At 67.9% G+C, this 18,633-nt stretch carries 18 protein-coding genes; 9 read left to right on the forward strand and 9 right to left on the reverse strand.

Annotation, left to right across the window (positions count from 1 at the left end):
- Position 1 precedes the first annotated feature (1 nt).
- From AB0H76_RS03840 to AB0H76_RS03855, 4 genes are all read right to left on the reverse strand, one after another.
- Positions 2 to 880, reverse strand: a complete 879-nt coding sequence (locus AB0H76_RS03840; RefSeq protein WP_357316949.1) for an ABC transporter permease — start codon at positions 878 to 880, stop codon at positions 2 to 4.
- The gene (locus AB0H76_RS03845) at positions 873 to 1,733 is read right to left on the reverse strand and encodes an ABC transporter ATP-binding protein (protein WP_357316952.1); all 861 of its coding nucleotides are present in this window, start codon (positions 1,731 to 1,733) and stop codon (positions 873 to 875) included. Before AB0H76_RS03845 ends, AB0H76_RS03840 begins: the two co-directional genes overlap by 8 nt.
- Positions 1,730 to 2,806 carry an ABC transporter substrate-binding protein gene (locus AB0H76_RS03850; protein ID WP_357316954.1) on the reverse strand — a complete coding sequence of 359 codons (1,077 nt, stop codon included), beginning with the start codon at positions 2,804 to 2,806 and terminating at the stop codon, positions 1,730 to 1,732. The genes AB0H76_RS03845 and AB0H76_RS03850 overlap by 4 nt, the downstream gene beginning before the upstream one ends.
- A 349-nt stretch (positions 2,807 to 3,155) precedes the next feature.
- Positions 3,156 to 3,875 carry a helix-turn-helix domain-containing protein gene (locus AB0H76_RS03855; protein WP_357316957.1) on the reverse strand — a complete coding sequence of 240 codons (720 nt, stop codon included), beginning with the start codon at positions 3,873 to 3,875 and terminating at the stop codon, positions 3,156 to 3,158.
- 119 nt (positions 3,876 to 3,994) lie between these two features.
- On the opposite strand from AB0H76_RS03855, the gene AB0H76_RS03860 reads away from it, so the two are divergent.
- The 6 genes from AB0H76_RS03860 to AB0H76_RS03885 all read left to right on the forward strand — a co-directional run bounded on the left by AB0H76_RS03860 (position 3,995) and on the right by AB0H76_RS03885 (position 8,735).
- Positions 3,995 to 4,507: a hypothetical protein gene (locus AB0H76_RS03860; RefSeq protein ID WP_357316960.1), complete on the forward strand. Its 513-nt coding sequence runs from the start codon at positions 3,995 to 3,997 to the stop codon at positions 4,505 to 4,507.
- Positions 4,508 to 4,796: 289 nt separating this feature from the next.
- Positions 4,797 to 6,179 (forward strand): magnesium transporter, encoded by a 1,383-nt coding sequence (gene mgtE / locus AB0H76_RS03865; protein WP_357316963.1) that lies wholly within the window; start codon positions 4,797 to 4,799, stop codon positions 6,177 to 6,179.
- Positions 6,180 to 6,345: 166 nt separating this feature from the next.
- A complete protein-coding gene (locus AB0H76_RS03870) occupies positions 6,346 to 7,188 on the forward strand; it encodes a dioxygenase (protein WP_357320368.1) in 843 nt (280 codons plus the stop codon).
- Positions 7,189 to 7,360: 172 nt separating this feature from the next.
- A complete protein-coding gene (locus tag AB0H76_RS03875; protein WP_357316966.1) occupies positions 7,361 to 7,618 on the forward strand; it encodes a hypothetical protein in 258 nt (85 codons plus the stop codon).
- Positions 7,615 to 8,343, forward strand: coding sequence for a hypothetical protein (locus AB0H76_RS03880; protein WP_357316968.1), 729 nt, complete (start codon positions 7,615 to 7,617; stop codon positions 8,341 to 8,343). Before AB0H76_RS03875 ends, AB0H76_RS03880 begins: the two co-directional genes overlap by 4 nt.
- A 140-nt stretch (positions 8,344 to 8,483) precedes the next feature.
- On the forward strand, positions 8,484 to 8,735 hold the full coding sequence (locus tag AB0H76_RS03885; RefSeq protein ID WP_357316971.1) for a hypothetical protein: 252 nt from the start codon (positions 8,484 to 8,486) through the stop codon (positions 8,733 to 8,735).
- A gap of 92 nt (positions 8,736 to 8,827) precedes the next feature.
- Here AB0H76_RS03885 and AB0H76_RS03890 read toward each other — a convergent pair whose 3' ends face one another.
- Positions 8,828 to 9,979 (reverse strand): DUF3089 domain-containing protein, encoded by a 1,152-nt coding sequence (locus tag AB0H76_RS03890; protein WP_357316973.1) that lies wholly within the window; start codon positions 9,977 to 9,979, stop codon positions 8,828 to 8,830.
- 127 nt (positions 9,980 to 10,106) lie between these two features.
- A complete protein-coding gene (gene nrdF / locus AB0H76_RS03895) occupies positions 10,107 to 11,069 on the reverse strand; it encodes a class 1b ribonucleoside-diphosphate reductase subunit beta (protein WP_357316976.1) in 963 nt (320 codons plus the stop codon).
- Positions 11,070 to 11,463: 394 nt separating this feature from the next.
- Here nrdF and AB0H76_RS03900 point away from each other — a divergent pair, with 394 nt between their 5' ends.
- The 3 genes from AB0H76_RS03900 to AB0H76_RS03910 all read left to right on the forward strand — a co-directional run bounded on the left by AB0H76_RS03900 (position 11,464) and on the right by AB0H76_RS03910 (position 15,564).
- On the forward strand, positions 11,464 to 13,584 hold the full coding sequence (locus AB0H76_RS03900; RefSeq protein WP_357316979.1) for an MMPL family transporter: 2,121 nt from the start codon (positions 11,464 to 11,466) through the stop codon (positions 13,582 to 13,584).
- A gap of 94 nt (positions 13,585 to 13,678) precedes the next feature.
- Complete coding sequence (locus AB0H76_RS03905; RefSeq protein WP_357316982.1) at positions 13,679 to 14,644, forward strand: hypothetical protein; 966 nt, start codon at positions 13,679 to 13,681, stop codon at positions 14,642 to 14,644.
- 53 nt (positions 14,645 to 14,697) lie between these two features.
- A complete protein-coding gene (locus AB0H76_RS03910; RefSeq protein WP_357316985.1) occupies positions 14,698 to 15,564 on the forward strand; it encodes a glycosyltransferase family 2 protein in 867 nt (288 codons plus the stop codon).
- Here the strand turns inward: AB0H76_RS03910 and AB0H76_RS03915 are convergent.
- The 3 genes from AB0H76_RS03915 to AB0H76_RS03925 form a co-directional block, all read right to left on the reverse strand.
- Positions 15,561 to 16,577: a TIGR03617 family F420-dependent LLM class oxidoreductase gene (locus AB0H76_RS03915; RefSeq protein ID WP_357316988.1), complete on the reverse strand. Its 1,017-nt coding sequence runs from the start codon at positions 16,575 to 16,577 to the stop codon at positions 15,561 to 15,563. The genes AB0H76_RS03910 and AB0H76_RS03915 overlap by 4 nt on opposite strands.
- 55 nt (positions 16,578 to 16,632) lie before the next feature.
- Positions 16,633 to 17,715: an ABC transporter substrate-binding protein gene (locus AB0H76_RS03920; protein ID WP_357316991.1), complete on the reverse strand. Its 1,083-nt coding sequence runs from the start codon at positions 17,713 to 17,715 to the stop codon at positions 16,633 to 16,635.
- 69 nt (positions 17,716 to 17,784) lie between these two features.
- Positions 17,785 to 18,582 carry a VOC family protein gene (locus AB0H76_RS03925; protein ID WP_357316993.1) on the reverse strand — a complete coding sequence of 266 codons (798 nt, stop codon included), beginning with the start codon at positions 18,580 to 18,582 and terminating at the stop codon, positions 17,785 to 17,787.
- Positions 18,583 to 18,633 lie beyond the last annotated feature (51 nt).

The following is an 18,633-nucleotide window of genomic DNA, read 5'->3' on the forward strand; positions in this document are numbered from 1 at the left end:
TTCAGGCGTTGGACTGGACGCGCCAGCGGGAGAAGCGGCGTTCCAGCGTGACGAGCAGGCCGTTGAAGGCGAGGCCGAGCAGCGAGATGGCCAGAATGCCCGCGTACATGTTCGGGATCTGGAAGTTCTGCTGGGCGGCGGTGATCAGATAGCCGAGACCGGCGCGCGCGCCGACCATTTCGGCGGCCAGCAGCACCAGGATGGAACTCGCCGCGGCCATCCGCAGACCGGTGAAAATGGACGGGATCGCCGCGGGCAGGATCACCTTCTGGAACAGCCGGATCGGCTTGAGGCCCAGCGACACGGCGGATTTGACGAGCAGCGGGTCGACCGTGCGGACACCGGTGATGGTGTTCAGCAGGATCGGGAACGAGCTGGCGTAGACGACCAGCGCGACCTTGGAGGTCTCGCCGATACCCAGGATCAGCACGAACACCGGCAGCAGCGCCAGCGCGGCGGTGTTGCGGAACAGCTCGAGGATCGGGTTCAGCAGCTCGGAAACCGGCTTGTACCAGGCGATCGCGATACCCAGCGGCACCGCGATCACGAGCGCGATACCGAAACCGGTCACCGAGCGGCCCAGGCTGGTGGAGACGTGGTTCCACATCTCGCCGCTGCGCACCAGGTCGACGAAGGCCTCGGCCACCACGGTGAACGGCGGCAGGAAGACCTCGTCCACCAGGCCGGCCGCGGGGGCGAACTGCCACAGCAGCAGGAACGCGGCAATGGCCAGGAACGGCTTGGTCACCCGCCAGGCCAATTGCCCGGCACGCGAGAAGATTCGCAACGACACTGCGGGAGAGCGTTTTTCGACCGGCTGATACGGCGCGGCGACGGTGGTGCGGACGGGGGGATCGACGAGTTCCACTGCGCTAGACATGACTCGGCCTTTCGGTGCGGGATTCGGCGGCGGTGGCGCTCTCGGCGCGGGACTCGAGCTCCAGGCCCTGCGCCCGTTCGACCTCACTGCGCAACAGGGTCCAGATCTGATGCCGGTAGTCGCGGAAGGTCTCGGTGGAGCGGATGTCCTCGTCGCCCGCACGGGTGAGGTTCACCTCGACCACGGCCTTGACCCGGCCGGGCCGCGAGGTCAGCACCGCGACCCGCTGCCCCAGATACACCGCCTCGTCGATGCCGTGTGTGATGAACAGGATGGTCTTGCCGGTGGCGCGCCAGATCCGTAACAGCTCGTCCTGCAACGACTCCCGGGTCTGGGCGTCCAGCGCCGCGAACGGCTCGTCCATCAGCAGCACCTCCGGGTCGAAGGCCAGGCTGCGGGCGATCGCGACCCGCTGCTTCATGCCGCCGGAGAGCTCGTGCGGGTAGCGGTCACCGAAACCGGTGAGCCCCACCAGATCCAGGTATTCCTCGGCGCGGGCGCGGCGTTCCTTGCGGCGCAGTCCTTTGGCCTCCAGGCCGAATTCGATATTGCCCCGCGCGGTGCGCCAGGGGAACAGGGCGTACTGCTGGAAGACGACGCCGCGGTCCAGGCCGGGCCCGGTGATCGGGGCACCGTCCAGCAGGATCTCGCCCGAGCTCGGCTTGGTCAGCCCGCCCAGTAGATCCAGCAGGGTGGACTTGCCCGAGCCACTCGGGCCGACCAGGACCAGGAACTCGCCGGCGCGCACGTCGAGCGAGATGTCCTCGATCGCGGTGAAGGTGTCGTTCGTGCCGCGGACCGGGAACCGCTTGCTCACCCGGTTGATCGCGAGTTTCGGTGTCCTGTCGCTCATTTCGCCACCGCCTCACCGGTCGGGCCGCTGGTGGGCTGGTAGGTGCCGTTGGCGTAGGGGTTGAACTTGTTGGTGAACAGATCCGCGGCCTTCAGCTGGTCCTGCTTCAGCTCGCCGTTGCGCACCAGCCAGTCGATCCAGATCTGGATCTCCTTGTCCTGCACCACCGCGCCGGGCGTCGGCAGGCCGGAGCTCTTCCAGTACTTCAGCAATTCGATGTTCTCGTTGCGCCCGCGCTTTTCGATGATCGAGGTGAAGCGCGCCAGGACCTCGTCCCGCGGGGTGACCTGCAGCCAGCGGGTGGCGCGAGCGGTGCCCTGCACGAAATCCTGGACGGCGTCGGCGTTCTTGGCGAGGAACTCGTTGCGGAACACGTAGGTGCCGTAGCTGGCCTGCCCGAAGATCGCGGTATCGGTGTAGAGCGGGTGGATGCCGCCGCGCTCCAGGGCGGAATCCCGGAACACCTGGCCCAGGGTGCCGACCTCGACCTGGCCCTTGCGCAGCGCGTCCTCGGTGTTGGCCGGCGGCACCACCAGCAGCTGCACCTGCTTGATCTCGTCCTCGGTCAGGCCCTCCTTGTGCAGCCATTCCCGGGTGATGAACTCGTGGTGCGCGCCCAGGGTGTTGACCGCGACCTTCTTGCCGATCAGGTCGCGGGCGGTCTTGATGGGGGAGTCGTCGCGGACGTAGTAACCGGTGAAGGTCTTGTCGTCCGAACCGTAGGAACTCAGCACCGAGGTGACCTTCGCCCCACCGGCGATCAGCTTCACCACCGCGCCGTTGAACGCGCTGCCGAACTCCACCTGATTGGTGGCCGCGGCCTGGATATTGGCCGGGCCGCTGGTGGTGTCGCCCTCCCACTGCAGCGAGATCTTGCTGAAATACCCGAGGTCCGCGGCCAATTCGTACGGGGTGACCTGACCGGTGCTGCCCTGGTAGCGCAGCACGGTCTTGCCGTCGGCGGTCGTGCTCACCTCGGACTTGCCGCACGCGGCGAGCACGGAGACGCTGGTGAGCAGGGCCAGAGTGGCAGCGATCGCGCGGTGTCGTCGCCGTGGTGCGGTGAAACGCATGGTGTTCCTTCGGAATGAAAAATGCTGCCGCGCAAGCGAAAAGGGCATGCGGCGGCCGGGTGTCGGGGTGCTGGAAGAAGTACGGGTCCGCGGGAGCCGCGGATCGGACGCGAAGCGTCAGAGTCGACAGATCCCGTGCGGAACCCGCATGAGGTCGATCGCGCGGCGGCGGATCAGCGCAGTGGGTGTCAACACGTGGGTACTTCCATGGTCTGGATCGGAGTTCGGGTGGGCCCCGTGGCTTCTCATGGTGTGGGTGCGTAGAGCCGCAGACAACGGCCATTCCACATTGTGAAAATCAGGGTGAGTTTAATTAGGACCTGCTATAGCCACAGCTGAGCTGCGGTTATTACGTTGCGGGCGTGCTGTTCTGGACGACGGAACCGATACGCACCGCGAAATGCTGCATGGCGGGCAGGATCTCGCGGACCAGGTCGTCGGTGAGCCGGGCCGAGCGCGCCTGCACGCTGAGCGCGCCCCAGACCTGCCGGCCCGGGCCGAACACCGGCACCGCGACGGCCCGCAGCGGGTCCTCGACGGCGATCTCCTCGAGCGCGAAACCCTTGCGCCGCACCAGATCCAGATCCGGTCCGCGGCGCCGGCCGCCCGGCGCGTAGGCGAGTAGCGCGTGCCCGGCGGCACTGGACCGCAGCGACTGCCTGGGCCGGGGCAACTGGTTGTTGCAGAACAGCACCGGCGGGCGGGCCTGCAGGATCGTCACCGCGTCGCCGGCGTCGACCACGCTGAGGCTTGCGGTGATCTTGATTCCGGCCGCCAGCGCGTACATGTGCGGTGCCGCGGAATCGGTGCCGAGCCGGGTGAGGGCGGGCCGGGCCAGCGTCGCCAGCCCCTGGCCCACCCGATACCGGTCGGTGGCCGGATCCTGTTCCAGCAGCCGCCCGCGCACCAGGGCCTTGGCCAGCCGGTGCGCGGTGCTCACCGGAACACCGGCCAGATGGGCCAGCTCGCTCAGCGAGAATTCCGGGTCGTCGCCCTCGAAACAATTGAGCAGATGGATAGCTCTTTCGACGGCCTGCGACCCAGAACGCGGCTGATCGGTGCTGGTCATGGCGCTTATTCTCGGCGGCGGCGCACCGTCCGGACAAGGGTTGCGCGCCGCCTGCATTAAATGCTGGCGAATAAAGGGCTGGCGCGAAGCACCGTCGCGCGGTCATGCTCGAAAGCGTTATGAGTACAACGGAAAAACAAAGTCTCGGTGTCGATTTCGGCCGAGTGATTCAGGGGGCGGCGCTGCGGCCGGGCGAAGCCGACACGGTATTCCTGGACGGAGGATTCGACGAGGCCATGCGGACACCGCCGAGCCCGCAGGCCTTCGAGGTGCTGAGCCGGTTGGTGGCGCGGTTCGAGCGCCGGGTGTGGGTGATCTCCAAATGCGGGCCGCGGGTGCAGCAGCGCACCCGGCAGTGGCTCGACCATCACGAGTTCTACGACCGGACCGGAGTGCCGGAGGGCAACGTGCGGTTCTGCCGGGCCCGGGCGCAGAAGGCCGGGCACTGCGGCGAGCTCGGGATCACGCACATGATCGACGACCGGATCGAGGTGCATCAGGCGCTGCGCGGGCTGGTGCCGCACCTCTACCTGTTCGGGGCCCAGGCCCAGCCCGTTCCGGACTGGGTCTGCCACGTCCCCACCTGGGACGACGCCGAGCCGGTGATCCTGGCCACCCTCCCGGCCGCCTGACCGGACCGGGCGGTTTGCCGACGTGGTCGGCAGGATCCGCCGAGCCATGTATCCTTTCTCGGGGACGCATTCGCGTTCAGTCAAGGTTTCAAGCAGGGGACGCGTAGACCGTTCGGGTCCGCGGCACGACGAGCAGGAGGTGGGTTGCCATGCGCAGTGAACCTCCGAGTCGATTGCCGCGCGGCGCCGCCCCTTCGCAATTCTGATCAGTCAGCGACGTACGGGCGCGCGCCTCGTGGTGTGAAGTATTCGACCTCACCTCTCACTCCCGCCTGCGCGAGGAATACCCATGTCGCATATCGATCTGATCGACGCACGCCCGCAGCAGCTCGACACCCCGACTCCGTCGGCGAGCTTGCAGGACATCGTCGATAGCCAGCGCGTCGACGCCACTCAGGAGTGGCTCGACAACCACCCGCCGCACCTCATCGCCGACCAGCTCGCCCGGATGGACGCCGTCCAAGCCGTCATGGCGTTCCGGCTGCTCGACAAGGACGCGGCACTCACCGTCTTCGAAGAACTCGAACCGGTCGATCAGCAGCAGATCCTGCAGGGCCTGCGCGATCAGACCTTCCGCGAACTCGTCGAGGAGATGGCCCCCGACGACCGCGCCCGCATGCTGCGCGAAGCGCCCGCGAAGGTCGCCAAGAAGGTGCTCGCCGGGCTCAGCCCGCGCGAGCGGCGCATGACCGCCACCCTGCTCGGCTACCCCGAGGGCTCGGCCGGTCAGTACATGACCCCCGAGGTCGTCGCGCTGCCCCGCAATCTCTCCGTCGCCGAGGCGCTGGCGGTGGTGCGCGCCAAGGGCGGCACCGCCGAAACCGTGTACACGCTGCCCGTGGTCGACGGCGGCCGGCGCCTGACCGGCATCGTGGAACTGCGCGAACTGGTGCTCGCCGAGCCCGGGACCATGGTCTCGGAGCTGGTCGTCACCGAGCCCGCGTTCGCCCGCGCCACCGACTCCGCGGAGAAGGCCGCCCGGTTGATGCGGGAAACCAACGACATCAACCTGCCCGTCGTGGACAGCGAGGACCGCCTGGTCGGCCTGCTCACCATCGACGACGCCGTCGAGGTCATCGAGGCCGCCGACAGCGAGGACGTGGCCCGCCAGGCCGGGTCCGCGCCGTGGGAGGGCCACTACATGGCCGCCGGTGTCTTCCAGCTGGCGCGCTATCGGGCGCTGTGGCTGATGCTGCTGCTCTTCGCGGCGACGCTGACCGTCAGCGTCACCGATTTCTTCGCGGGGACGCTGGAGCAGGCCGCGCACCTGGCGCTGTTCATTCCGCTGCTGATCGGGGCGGGCGGCAACGCGGGCGCGCAGGCGGCCACGGCCTGTGTGCGTGCGCTGGCCGTCGGCGAGGTCCGGGTCTCGGACCTGTTCAAGGTGATCTGGCGCGAATGTCGCGTCGGACTCGCGCTCGGAACCCTCTTGGCCGCCGCGGGTTTGGTGATCGGCGCGGTGTTCGTCGGCCCCGGCATCGCCGCGGTCGTCGCCATCACGCTGATCCTGATCTGCGGCTGGGCCGCCACCATCGGCGGCACCATGCCGCTGCTGGCCAAGAAGCTGCGCATCGACCCCGCCGTCGTGTCCGCGCCCATGGTGACGACCCTGGTCGACGCCACCGGGCTGATCATCTACTTCACCACCGCCAAGCTCGTCCTCGGGATCTGATCCCGCCGGCGCTCCCAGCCGACTCCCAGCGATCCCACAGGGTTCGGGGAGTAGGCGTCGATAGCGTTGCTGTCGTCGGGGGCGGCAACGGAAGGAGCGCGGCGTGAGCGGCGGTGATGGACAGGTGCACGAGCACGATCTCGGGCTGGCGCACGATCTGAAGGTGATGAACCGGCGGCGGGCGCTGTGGATGTTCGGTGCGGCCGGCGCGGCGACCGTGGTGGCGGGGTGTGCGAGCGGTGAGACTGGTTCGGGCGCAACAGATTCGGGCGTAACAGCTTCGAGTGCGACTGCTTCGGGCGCGGCGGCCGATGTGACGGCGATTCCGCAGGAGACGGCCGGGCCGTATCCGGGCGATGGGTCCAACGGGCCGAACGTGCTGATCGAATCCGGTGTGGTGCGTTCCGACATCACCACCAGTTTCGGCGCGTACTCCGGTGCCGCCCAGGGTGTTCCGATGAAGGTGACCCTGAACCTGAAGGACCTCGCCAAGAGTGCGGCCGCGGGTTCCGGCATGGCCGTCTACCTGTGGCACTGCGACCGGGAAGGGCGCTATTCCCTCTACACCGACGGCGCCACCGACCAGAACTACCTGCGCGGTGTCCAAGTCGCCGACGACAACGGCGCCGTCACCTTCACCTCGATCTTCCCCGCCTGCTACGCCGGCCGCTGGCCGCACCTCCACTTCGAGGTCTACGACTCCCTGAGCACCGCCGTCGCCGGCGACAACGCCCGCCTCACCTCCCAGATCGCGCTCCCCGAAGACATCTGCGACGCCGTCTACGCCCACGACCCCGGCTACGCCGCCAGCCCCCGCAACCTCTCCAGCGTCGCCCTCGCCTCGGACAACGTCTTCGGCGACGGCTGGGACGCCGAACTCGCCACCGTCACCGGCACCCCCGCGACCACCCTGAATGTCGCCCTCACCATCGGCGTCGCCGACAAATCACAGAACACCGCCGCCGCCCCACCACCCGGCGGCGGTCGCGGCGGCCCCCCACCCCGCTGATTGATTTGCTGAAAACCCCTGTCCAGCAAACATTCTCAGTGTCCAGTTCACCAACGGTGAAATTCAGCGTGTCGACACGATGTTCTGATCCAATTCTCTGGCCTAAGCCATACGCGCTGGCTATTCTTCGTCCGTTAGTTCGAAGCTCCACCGGATGAAGGAGGGCTCGACCATGGGTAACAAGAACGGCAAGTCGAAGTCTGAGCGGTTGGCTGAGATCGAGGAGTGGCAGACATTTCGAGGGGAGATCGACACCTGGGCGTTCGAGGAGATCGAGGGCCGCCTCTTGAAGCTGCACAGCAAGGTTACCGAGACCTACGATCCACCCCCGAACCTCGACAGCGTCGCCTCGGACGTGCGGGACGTCCTCAGCGTTGTGCGTCGGCGCCGCGATCGTCTGCGCCTGCGCGAGGGGCAGGTGGCCGAATGAGTAAAGGTCAGGAGGATGAACCGGAGCGGGTGGCCGAGCTCGAGGAGCGAGTGAAGAAGATCGAAGACACTCTGGACATCGTGATCGTCCTGGATACTGTGACCGTGACCCAGATCCATGAGCAGTTCGGAAAGGTTCGCGGGGATGTCGCCGGTGTGCAGGCCAGCATCGGCGGCGACCTACCCGGCACTTTGCAGGGCCGGTCGGTCCTGAGCCGTCTGGTGTCGGTCGAGACCGGCATCGACAACTTGGCCCGACGTCAGGACCTTCTGGTGCGCCGCCAGAACGGCGTCGAGGAAGCGCTCAAGGTGATGGGCGGGAGTCTCGAGTCGTTGGATGCGCGCCTGGCGGTCATGGATGAGCGCTTCGATTCGATTGACGAGCGTTTCGGGGTGATTGACGACCGCTTCGATTCGATCGACGAGCGTTTCGGGGTGATCGACGAGCGCTTCGATTCGATCAATGACCGTTTCGCGGTGATTGACAAGCGCTTTGACTCGATCGACGAGCGTTTCGGCGTGATCGACGAGCGCTTCGATTCGATCAATGACCGTTTCGCGGTGATCGACGAGCGCTTCGACTCGGTCGACGAGCGTTTCCGGGTGATGGATAACCGCCTCGAGTCGTTGGAGTCCAGCGTCGGCACGCTCAAGACCGATGTCGGCGCCTTGGCCGGGGGGATGGACGAAGTGCTGCGGATCCTTCGGGGGCGCGGCGGCAGTTGAGATCTGACGGTTGGTGCTGTCGCCTGTCGACAGCACCAACTGGCAACATTATTTGGCCATTTTGCTGGCCTAGTCCACGGGTGGTGGCTATCCTTCAATCCTCTGTACGAAGCACTGCTGGATGAAGGAGGGCTCGGATCATGGGGAGCGATGAGAAGTCGGACGCGGGGCGGCTGGCGGAGATCGTTGCGTGGCAGATGTTCAAGGAAGAGATCGATACGTGGGCCTTCAAAGAGTTGACCGGCGGGCTCATCGATCTACTTCGGAAGGTCCGCGAACCCCATAGTCCGCCTGCTGGTCTCGGCAGTATCGAATCGGATGTCGACGCCCTGATCCGCGTCATCTACGCGCGCCGGGAGCGGCTGCGCACCTACCGCGAGTTGCCATCGTGAGGTGTGGGCACTAACGGGGTGGGGGTATGCAGATCGTGCACTATCGCGCGAAATGGGCCGTTGCAGTGGATTACTGCACGATCTGCACAGGCTCAGCGGCTGGACTTCCAGGAGGCGATTTGCTGGGCGGCGATGGCGACCAAGCGGTCGTAGCCGAGGTTGATGTCTAGGAGATGGCTTGTGGCGTAGGGGAGTTCGTTGATTTGGGGGGCGGAGGGGTCGAGGGTTCGGTATTGGTAGACGTGGTATCCGTGTCGTTCCTGGCATTCGCCTTGCATGCGCTGGGCGCTGGTGGTCCAGGTGGACGCTGATTTCGGCAGGGTGTGCGGGAAGGTCATGTAGTCCAGGAGCAGGGCGAGGTAGCCGGAGGCGTAGGGGGCGGTGGGGACGGTGAGGCCGACGGGTTCGGGGGCGCCGCTGAGGATCGCGGGGTCGGTGCAGGCGACTTCGAATTGCGGGCCGCTGGGGGCGCCGGCGCTGGCGGAGAGGATGTCGGCGGTGCTGTTGCCGAAGATCGAGAGGGCGAGCAGCGGGTCGACCTGGGTGGTGGAATAGGCGACGGCGCAACCGGATTCGCCCTGCTGGGTGCAGACCGGGATGTTGGCGAAGTCGCCGCCGACGGTGCTGCCGCGCAATGTTTCGACGTTGCCGCCCAGGAGGAACGCGCCGACCAGACGCTGCCGCAGGTCGGGATCCGGATCGATGGCTTCGCGAATCAGCTTGCGCAGCAACAGGGTTCCCTGCGAATGCCCGATGAAGATGACACCGCGCCCGTTGTTCTCGTGCACCAGGTACTGCTGCCACGCGTCGAGCACGTCACGGTAGGACTGTTGCAGCAGCGGCAACCCGAGCAGTTGCAGGGAGATGCCGGGATAGAGGGTCAACTGCCGGTACAGCGGCGTGAAAACCCGGCACTGCCCGGCGAATCGGGCCGCCTGCATGCTCGCGATGGAGTCGACCTCGGGCTGCCGCGGCGGGTCGGCGTAGAGGCCGAGCTGATCGCTGACGGTCGGATACACGTAGAAGCAGTCGACCGGCTTCTCCGACTCCGGCGGCACCAGGGGTGCGGTGACCGCGCCGGTGCGCTGATCGGTGGTGTCCAGCGGAATATCGCAGGGGTCGGCGTCGAAAGCGGGATGGCACAACCATTGCACCGGCGGCAGGGCTTCCTCGGCGGCCGCGGGCGCGACCCATAACCCGGTGAGCAGTGTGAGCGCCCCGATCAATCCAACAATGCGCGCCATTACTCACCTGTGCTCTGGGTAACCTCGGTCGCCCTTGTATAGCAGTCGCCGCAGCGCGCGGGAACCCTTGCGGGCCAACGAAAACGACGAAGGCCCCGCCGGAGCGGGGCCTTCGCGGGCGGAATTGTCAGAATTCCCAGTCTTCGTCTTCGGTATTGACGGCCTTGCCGATGACGTAGCTGGAACCCGAACCGGAGAAGAAGTCGTGGTTCTCGTCGGCGTTCGGCGAAAGGGCCGACAGGATGGCCGGATTCACCTCGCACTCGTCCTTCGGGAACAGGCCCTCGTAGCCGAGGTTCATCAGCGCCTTGTTGGCGTTGTAGCGCAGGAACTTCTTGACGTCCTCGGTGAGGCCGACCTCGTCGTAGAGGTCCTGGGTGTATTCGACCTCGTTGTCGTAGAGCTCGAAGAGCAGCTCGAAGGTGTAGTTCTTCAGCTCCTCGCGCTCGGCTTGCGAAACCAGTTCCAGGCCGCGCTGGTACTTGTAGCCGATGTAGTAGCCGTGCACGGCTTCGTCGCGAATGATCAGGCGGATCATGTCGGCGGTGTTGGTGAGCTTGGCCCGCGAGGACCAGTGCATCGGCAGGTAGAAGCCGGAGTAGAACAGGAACGACTCCAGCAGGGTGGAGGCCACCTTGCGCTTGAGCGGGTCGTCGCCGTTGTAGTACGACAGGACGATCTCGGCCTTGCGCTGCAGGTTCCGGTTCTCCTCGGACCAGCGGAAGGCCTCGTCGATCTCGCGGGTGGAGCACAGGGTGGAGAAGATATTGCTGTAGCTCTTGGCGTGCACGGACTCCATGAACGCGATGTTGGTGAGCACCGCCTCCTCGTGCGGGGTGATCGCGTCCGGGATCAGGCTCACCGCGCCGACGGTGCCCTGGATGGTGTCCAGCAGCGTCAGGCCGGTGAAGACCCGCATGGTCAGCTGCTTCTCATCGGCGGTGAGGGTGTTCCACGAGGGAATGTCGTTGGAGACCGGGACCTTTTCGGGCAGCCAGAAGTTGCCGGTCAGCCTGTCCCACACCTCGGCGTCCTTCTCGTCGGGGACCCGATTCCAATTGATGGCCGATACCCGATCGATAACCCTCATCCTGCCTCCACGCCCTTTCCCGAGCACGCTGCCGTTCGGAATACCTTGCACTGAACACTACTCCTAGTGGGTGACAAGTCCATGCAGCACAACACCTTGTGTCGCAGCGGCTGCAACTCACCGGAGCCGAAAGCGGCGGTGAGCACCGCGTGCGGCTCCCTATTGTGCGGTACGGACTCGGGGGTGGTTGCGGCGGTCCGGCGGGCCCGGATCGATCGCCTGCAGTTTGCCGGTTCCCGGCGGTTTCGGCGGGAAGGTGGTCGGTGCGGCGTCTGCGAGGTTGCCGGGTCCCAGGCCGGCCCGCGATCGGCGTATAGCGGTCTCGACAGTCCGGGTGGAATGCCGGATTCCACCCGTAAGATCGGGCCGTACGCAGCACCGAGGGGGACTCGCGATGCCCGCACCAACCGACCCGGACATGACCGATCTGCTCGGCAAACTCGCGCGGATTCCGAGCGGGCGCCGGACCAAATGGGTGGTTCTCGGATTCTGGATCATCGCGCTGCTGGCCCTCGGATCGTTCGCCGGAAAGCTGACCGGCGCCCAGGAGAACGAGAGCGTCAACTGGCTGCCCGACAGCGCCGAATCCACGCAGGCCTTCAAGCTGGCCGAGACCTTCGGCAACAGCGAACACGTGCCGGTGGTGCTGGTCTACGAACGCGCCGGCGGTATCACCGACGCCGACCGGGCGGTGATCGCCGCTGACACGGCGCGCCTGAAGCAGGTCCGATACGTCGTGGCCGACAAGGTGATCGGGCCGATCCAGTCGCGCGACGGCCAGGCCGTGGAGGTGCTCGCGCCGATCGACATGGGCACCGAAGGCTGGAGCCGGTTGACTCCGGCAGTCGAGCAGATCAAGGCCGCCGCGGGGGAGCGCCCGGCGGGCCTGTCCTTCCACACCACCGGTCCCGCCGGCTTCGGCGCGGAGTTCGGCGAGGCCTTCGAGGGCATCGACGGTCTGCTGCTCTACTCCGCCGCGGCGGTGGTCGTGGTCATCCTGCTGCTCACCTACGGGCCCATGCTGTGGATATTGCCGCTGCTGGCAGCGGGTTTCGCGCTGGCCGTCTCGCAGGCCGCGGTCTACGGCGCCACCCAGCTCGGGCTCACCATGAACGCGCAGAGCCAGGGCATCCTCACGGTGCTCGTGTTCGGCGCGGGCACCGACTACGCGTTGCTCCTGATCGCGCGCTATCGGGAAGAGCTGCGCCGCCACGAGGACCGGCACGAGGCGATGGCGGTGGCGCTGCACCGCGCCGGGCCCGCCGTGCTGGCCAGCGGATCGACGGTGATCGTCGCGATGCTGGCGCTGCTTGTCGCGGAGATGAATTCGACCCGCGGCATCGGCCCGGTCTGCGCCATCGGCGTCACGGTGGCGTTGCTGGCCATGCTGACCCTGCTGCCCGCCCTGCTGGTCATCACCGGGCGCTGGATCTTCTGGCCGCGCCACCCGTCCTACGGCACCACCGATCACACCGAGTCCGGTCTCTGGGCGCGAGTGGGCCAGTTCATCGCCGGGCGTCCGCGCGTGGTGTGGATCGGCACCGCGCTTGCCCTCGGCGCGCTGGCGCTGGGCGCGACCGGGCTGGAGGCGAACGGCATCGCCAACAAGGACTCCTTCGTCGGCCAGTCCGACGCGGTCGACGGAATCGAGGTGCTGGAACGGCATTTCGAGGCCGGCACCGGGAATCCGGTGGTGGTCATCGGGCAGGCGGCGCGGGCGGGCGAGCTCGCCGCGGCCTTGAAATCCACGCCGGGCCTCACCGCGACGACCGAACCGATGAGCAAGGACGGCCTGGTCTATCTGGAGAGCACGCTCGCCGACCCGCCGGACAGCAAGGCCGCCGACGCCACCGTCGACCGGGTGCGTGCCGCGGTGCGCGCCGCCGACCCGGACGCGAAGGTCGGCGGGCAGACCGCGACCGTGCTCGACATCAAACGCGCGGTGGCACAGGACAATCGGGCGATCGGGCCGGTGGTGCTGGTCATCGTGATGGTCATCCTCATGCTGCTGCTGCGCTCGATCCTGGCGCCGGTGCTGCTGACCGCGACCGTGGTGCTGTCCTATTTCGCCGCCCTGGGCCTGAGCCGGTGGATCTACGATCTCGTCGGTTTCGAGGGCGCCGACGCGGGCCTGCCCCTGATTGCCTTCGTGTTCCTCGTCGCCCTGGGCATCGACTACAACATCTTCCTGATGTCGCGGGTGCACGAGGAAGCCCAGCAGCACCGCACCCGGGCGGGCGCGCTGATCGGCCTGGCCGCCACCGGCGGCGTGATCACCTCCGCGGGCCTGGTGCTGGCGGGCACCTTCGCGGTGTTCGCCACCATGCCGGTGGTCACCTTCGCCCAGATGGGCATTCTGATCGCCGTCGGCGTGCTGCTCGACACCGTGATCGTCCGCTCGATCCTGGTGACCGCCCTGACCTTGGACATCGGCGACAAGATCTGGTGGCCGAGCGCCCTGTCGAAACCGCGGGCGGACGAACCGGTCGAACGCGAGGTCAGCCTCAGCAAATGAGAGCCCGCCGGGCGCGCACGGGTTTGCCGTCCGGGTAGCGGGCGGGCACACTCTGCGGCGATGCTCGAAAAGTCATTCGCTGAGGGGGAGTTCGTTGTTCAGACGGTTGGCGTTGGTCGCCGCGCTCGCGGTCGTAGCTGTCGGATGCCAGCAGGAGTCGCCCGCGGGCTCGCCGTTGGACGCGTTCTGGTCCGCGGCCGCGCAGACCGATGACCAGCGGTCGGAGGTGCTCGGCCGAACGCGCGCCCTCGACTCCTGCGCCCTGCTGCCGCGCGCGAAGCTGGCGGAACTGGGCAGTGTGATCCGGGTCGGCACCAAGGATCTGAATCGGTGCGAGGCACAGCTGGATGTGGAGTCGCACACCAAGGGCAAGCGCGTCTCCTGGGGTGTGGACGCCCCGCTGAAGGAGGCGCCGTACGAGTCGCTGGCACCCGGTAAGGGCACAGTCGAGCGCATCGGGGCCGCCACCGTCGCGCTGCTCAGCGATCAGGAGATGGATCCGTCGGCCGCGGCCGTTCGAGACGTGCAGCGCACCTGTTCCGCGCAGGTCCGATTCCCGGCGGGTGCGGGCGTCACGCTCGCCGTGGACACCCCCGCCGGTACCGAGCCGTGCGCGTTCGCGAAGTCGGTGGCCCAGGTGATCGTCGGCGAATGGAATCGGGAACCGCGCCAAGGTGATTCGGAGGACACCGTCACCACCGCGCTGACCGGCGCCGACCCCTGCGCGGTGCTGCCGCGCCTCGGGCCGGCGGCGCGGGCCACCGGACGCGAGCTGGCCCGGTGCGCGGTCACGCTCCGCGACCAGGAGATCACGCTCGAATACGAGTACAGCGGCGCCGAATACATGCAGAGCGGATTGCTCGCCTTCACCGTGGGCGCGCGGCCGGTCTATGCGGTCGAGGCGAACGGATACACGTTCCTCGATGCCGCGGTCGGAACGGGCTTCGAGCCGGCCGCGGAATCCGCGTCCGGCCCGCTGCTTCCGGTGATCCACGTGGCCGGCGCCGATCGCGCCGCCCTCGAAGAGGTTATGCGGCAGGCACTCTCGCTGTTCCCGTAGGCGAGCGCGGGGCAGCCGCTCGCGGTGTGCCCCGGGATGATAAGTTCGCCCGCATGCCTCACCGCGACGACAAAACGGTCGGCCTGATCCTCGTGACCTACCAATCCGCCGAGGATCTACCGCCGTTCCTGGACTCGCTGCCCGCCGCGGTCGAGCCGTACACCCTCGATGTGATCTGCGTCGACAACACCTCCACCGACGACAGCGCCGACCTGGTCGAGGCGTTCGGCGGCCGGGCGATTCGCAACAGCACGAATGTCGGCCTGTCTGCGGCGATCAATCAGGGCGCCGCCGCGACCGAGGCCGAATGGCTGCTGGTGGCCAACCCGGATACCCGGCTCAGCCCCGGATCGATTGCGGCACTGCTGGAAACGGCCCGCGCGGACGATCGGATCGGCATGATCGGCCCGGGCATCGCCCGGCTGGACGGCACGCCGTACCCGAGCGGCCGGCGCTTCCCGTCGCTGCTGATCGGCGTCGCCCACGCCCTGCTCGGCGGTGTGTGGCCCGGAAACCCGGCCACCCGCGCCTACTTCGGCGAGCCCGTCACCACTGTCCGCGACGTGGACTGGATCTCGGGCTGCTGCATGCTGTTCCGCCGCACCGCCTTCGACGAGGTCGGCGGCATGGACGCCCGCTACTTCCTCTACTTCGAGGAAACCAAGATGGCGCTGGACATGCATCGCGCCGACTGGCGGGTGGTGCTCGACCCGAGCGTGGAGATCCGGCACCGCGAGGGCGGCAGCATGCGGCACGCGCCCTTCCGCAAGGTGCGGACCCATCACCGCAGCGCGCTGCGCTTCTACTGCGACTACCACCGGAACTCGCCGTGGCTGGTGTTCGCGCCACTGGTCGCGGCCGGTCTGCTGGTGCGGGGCGCGCTTTCGCTGCTGCGGACCGCGATCCTCCAGCGGCGTTAGATCGCGCGGATCCGCTCCAGCATCGCGCGGAACGCGGTGTCGTCGGCCTGATCTTGCGGTGGTTCCAGCGAAATGCCTTGGCACCGACCGCGATACCACTCGCCGAGAACCTCCGGCAGCTCGGCGTAGGGCGCCTGCGGCACCAGCCGGGCCACCATGTCGTCGGTGAGCAAGTCCGGCAACCGATCCCACTGCGCGGCCTGTGCCGCGGCGCCGAGCGCGGTGGCGATGTCGCCGAGGCCGAGACGGTCGAGAGTGCCGCGGTAGGCGGGCGTGGCATAGAGGAAGGCGAGTTCCTTGCGGACGGTCTGCCGCGCCCGGTCGACGGCGGCCGCGTCGCGGCCCGTGATCACCTTGGGCACCACGACGACTCGGGGTAGCTCGCGGTCGCGGGTGCCCGCACCCGCGCGCAGGGCGGGAATCACCTGCTCGGTCAGCGACCGCGGATGTGATCCCGTCGGATGCGCGACGAACCCGTCGGCGACCGCGCCCGCGAGCTCGCACATGCGGGTATTGACGCCGCCGAGCCATATCTCGGGCTCGGCCACCTCGAGCGGACCCGGATTGAAGAACGGCTGTAATCGCGTGAAGGTGTAGTGGCTACCCCGGTGTTCCAGCGGGGTGCCGTGCTGGAACGCGGCGAAGATGGCGCGCAGCGCGTCGGCGTAGTCCCGCAGTTGCGCCACCGGATCGGTCCACGGCATCGAGAACCGGCCCACGATATTGCCGCGCACCTGCGAGGAGATCCCGAGCTGGAAGCGCCCGCCGGAGAAGCGGGCCAGCTCCCAGGCGGCGCAGGCGGTGATCATCGGGCTGCGCGGGAACGCCACCACCATGCTGGTGCGCACCCGCAGGCGGGTGCTGTGCTCCACCGCGAGCGCGCAGACGGCGAACGGATCGTGCACCGTCTCCGAGACGTGCACGGTGTCGAAGCCGAGCTGTTCGATCCGCCGGATCCGCGGCGCGACCGCGGCGAGGCCGGTATCCGCGGGCAATGAGGTCACGATCTCCACGGCGCCACCCGAACCACAGTGTTCATACCGACACTGTGGCAGGCCGGCAACGCCGTCAGTCGGTGACGTACCCGTTCAACGTGTTCCGCAGGTCGGTGAGCATGGCCCGGGCGGCGGTCAGGCCGTTGCCGTGCCAGACCGAATCCTCGGCCGCGAACACCCGCTTGTCCTTCGAGGCGCCGAGTTCCTTGAAATCGTCGGAGCGCAAGGTCTTCTCGCCGAAGGTCTTTCCGGCCGCGCCGTCGAACAGCACATAGATGATGTCGCCCTCGACTCGCTCCAGGTCGGCGGGCGGCACGTCGGCCGAGGTGCCGCGCTGCGCGGTCGGCCGCTGCACCCCGGCGTCGGCGAGCACCTGACCGGCGAAGCTGTTGCTGCCCTGGATCTGGATGGCGCCCGCGGTGAACCGGACGACCGAGGCCTGGCTCTGGGCGGCGGCGATCTCGATGCCGGTGGTCTCGGCCTCGGCGCGGTAGTCGGCCAGGGCCTTCTCGGCGGCCGTGCTCCGGTCCAAACCGGCGGCGTAGGACAGGAATTCGGCTTGCCAGCCCTTGTCGGTGCCGACCAGGACGGTCGGCGCGATCTGCTGCAGACCGTCGAAACTGGAAGCGCTGCTCGGCATTTCGCCGATGATGACATCGGGCCGCAGCTCGGCGATCTTGGCCAGATCGGGCTGGGCGCCGGAGCCGATGCCCGGGATCTCCAGCACGCCGTAACCCAGGTACTGCGGCTGCGCGCGCGGGCCGTCCAGGGCGACCGCGCCGACCACGCGCTCCCACAGGCCGACTCCGCACACCGCGTCCAGCGCCGCGGTGGACAGCACCACGATGCGCTGCGGATCGGCCGGCACCTGGGAGACACCGGCGGCGTGGGTGACGGCGCGGGTGCCGCTCGCCTGATCGGGCGTGCTCGGCAGCGGGCAGGCCGTGGTGGTGTCGCGTTCCACGCCGACCACGCCCGCGCCCGCGATATTCGTGGTGGTGCGGACGATCGAACTCGCGTTGTCCTCTTTACCGCCGCAGCCCGCGACCAAGGCGAGGGCCGCCACCGCGCACAGCGCCGCGGCACGGCTGCGACGGCTGCGGGAAAGACGGAATTCGACGTGGTTTCGGGTGCGATCCAAGACGCTCACCGGCATGCCGGAGAGGGTACATGGACGCGCGGAGCCGCCGGGCGCGCACCGGACCCGGGCGCGACCGGCGGGTGTTCAGGCCGCGTCGCCGCCGAGATTGAAGCGGGCGCCGGTCACGTCGGTCACCGTGGCCATGCGGCCGTAGGGGGTGTCCATGGCGGGCGCGACGACCGCGCCGCCCAGTTCCACCACCTTGGCCACGGACTTGTCGACATCGGCGGAGCCGAAGTACACCGACCAGCCCGCCGGCTGCCCCTCGGGCAGGAACTCCGAAGCGTCCATCACACCGCCGAGCATCGGGCTGGTGGAATGAATGGTGCTGTAGCGGAATCCGGGGACCTCCGGCATGGCGAACACGTCGTCCCAGCCGAAGACCTCGCGGTAGAAGTCGAGCGAGGCGTCGTAGGCGCGGGTGTGCAGCTCGAACCAGGACGGCGCGCCCTCGGCATCGATCCACTTGCCGCCCTCGACCAGCGCGGCGGTCTCGAACCCGGCGTGCGCGCCCGGCTGCCAGATGCCGACGCCGGCGCCGCCCACGTCGCCGAGGATCGCCATGGCGCCGAGCTCGCCGACGTCCATCGGCTCCACGACCACGACGCCGCCATGGGCTTTCGCCTTCGCGGCGGTGGCGCGCGCGTCGGGGGAGGACAGGTAGACGGTCCACTGATCAGGGCCGTCGACCCCGTCCTCGGTCTTGCCCATGCCGCCGCCGACGGCCTTGCCGTCCTTGCGGAAGGTGATGTAGCCGCCGAATTCGGCGCCGGCGCGCTCGGCTTCCCAGCCGAAAAGCTCGGCATAGAAGGCGATGCTGGCGTCGGGGTCGGCGGTGTAGAGGTCGACCCAGATCGGGTCTCCGGGCTTGGGGTGAGTCATTGGCGCAATCTCCTGTCCAGTGGTGGAACACTCTCTGCGGATAGAGACGGC

It is taken from the genome of Nocardia sp. NPDC050712, assembly GCF_040654295.1.
Taxonomy (GTDB): Bacteria; Actinomycetota; Actinomycetes; order Mycobacteriales; family Mycobacteriaceae; genus Nocardia.

Excerpts from the sequence above, each read along its gene's own strand:
- mgtE (WP_357316963.1), top strand. The coding sequence starts at position 4,797 with ATGTCGCATATCGATCTGATCGACGCACGCCCGCAGCAGCTCGACACC.
- AB0H76_RS03870 (WP_357320368.1), top strand. The coding sequence starts at position 6,346 with ATGAACCGGCGGCGGGCGCTGTGGATGTTCGGTGCGGCCGGCGCGGCG.
- AB0H76_RS03840 (WP_357316949.1), bottom strand. The coding sequence starts at position 880 with ATGTCTAGCGCAGTGGAACTCGTCGATCCCCCCGTCCGCACCACCGTC.
- nrdF (WP_357316976.1), bottom strand. The coding sequence starts at position 11,069 with ATGAGGGTTATCGATCGGGTATCGGCCATCAATTGGAATCGGGTCCCC.
- AB0H76_RS03910 (WP_357316985.1), top strand. The coding sequence starts at position 14,698 with ATGCCTCACCGCGACGACAAAACGGTCGGCCTGATCCTCGTGACCTAC.
- AB0H76_RS03855 (WP_357316957.1), bottom strand. The coding sequence starts at position 3,875 with ATGACCAGCACCGATCAGCCGCGTTCTGGGTCGCAGGCCGTCGAAAGA.
- AB0H76_RS03890 (WP_357316973.1), bottom strand. The coding sequence starts at position 9,979 with ATGGCGCGCATTGTTGGATTGATCGGGGCGCTCACACTGCTCACCGGG.
- AB0H76_RS03885 (WP_357316971.1), top strand. The coding sequence starts at position 8,484 with ATGGGGAGCGATGAGAAGTCGGACGCGGGGCGGCTGGCGGAGATCGTT.
- AB0H76_RS03860 (WP_357316960.1), top strand. The coding sequence starts at position 3,995 with ATGAGTACAACGGAAAAACAAAGTCTCGGTGTCGATTTCGGCCGAGTG.
- AB0H76_RS03845 (WP_357316952.1), bottom strand. The coding sequence starts at position 1,733 with ATGAGCGACAGGACACCGAAACTCGCGATCAACCGGGTGAGCAAGCGG.
- AB0H76_RS03880 (WP_357316968.1), top strand. The coding sequence starts at position 7,615 with ATGAGTAAAGGTCAGGAGGATGAACCGGAGCGGGTGGCCGAGCTCGAG.
- AB0H76_RS03900 (WP_357316979.1), top strand. The coding sequence starts at position 11,464 with ATGCCCGCACCAACCGACCCGGACATGACCGATCTGCTCGGCAAACTC.
- AB0H76_RS03875 (WP_357316966.1), top strand. The coding sequence starts at position 7,361 with ATGGGTAACAAGAACGGCAAGTCGAAGTCTGAGCGGTTGGCTGAGATC.
- AB0H76_RS03920 (WP_357316991.1), bottom strand. The coding sequence starts at position 17,715 with ATGCCGGTGAGCGTCTTGGATCGCACCCGAAACCACGTCGAATTCCGT.
- AB0H76_RS03850 (WP_357316954.1), bottom strand. The coding sequence starts at position 2,806 with ATGCGTTTCACCGCACCACGGCGACGACACCGCGCGATCGCTGCCACT.
- AB0H76_RS03925 (WP_357316993.1), bottom strand. The coding sequence starts at position 18,582 with ATGACTCACCCCAAGCCCGGAGACCCGATCTGGGTCGACCTCTACACC.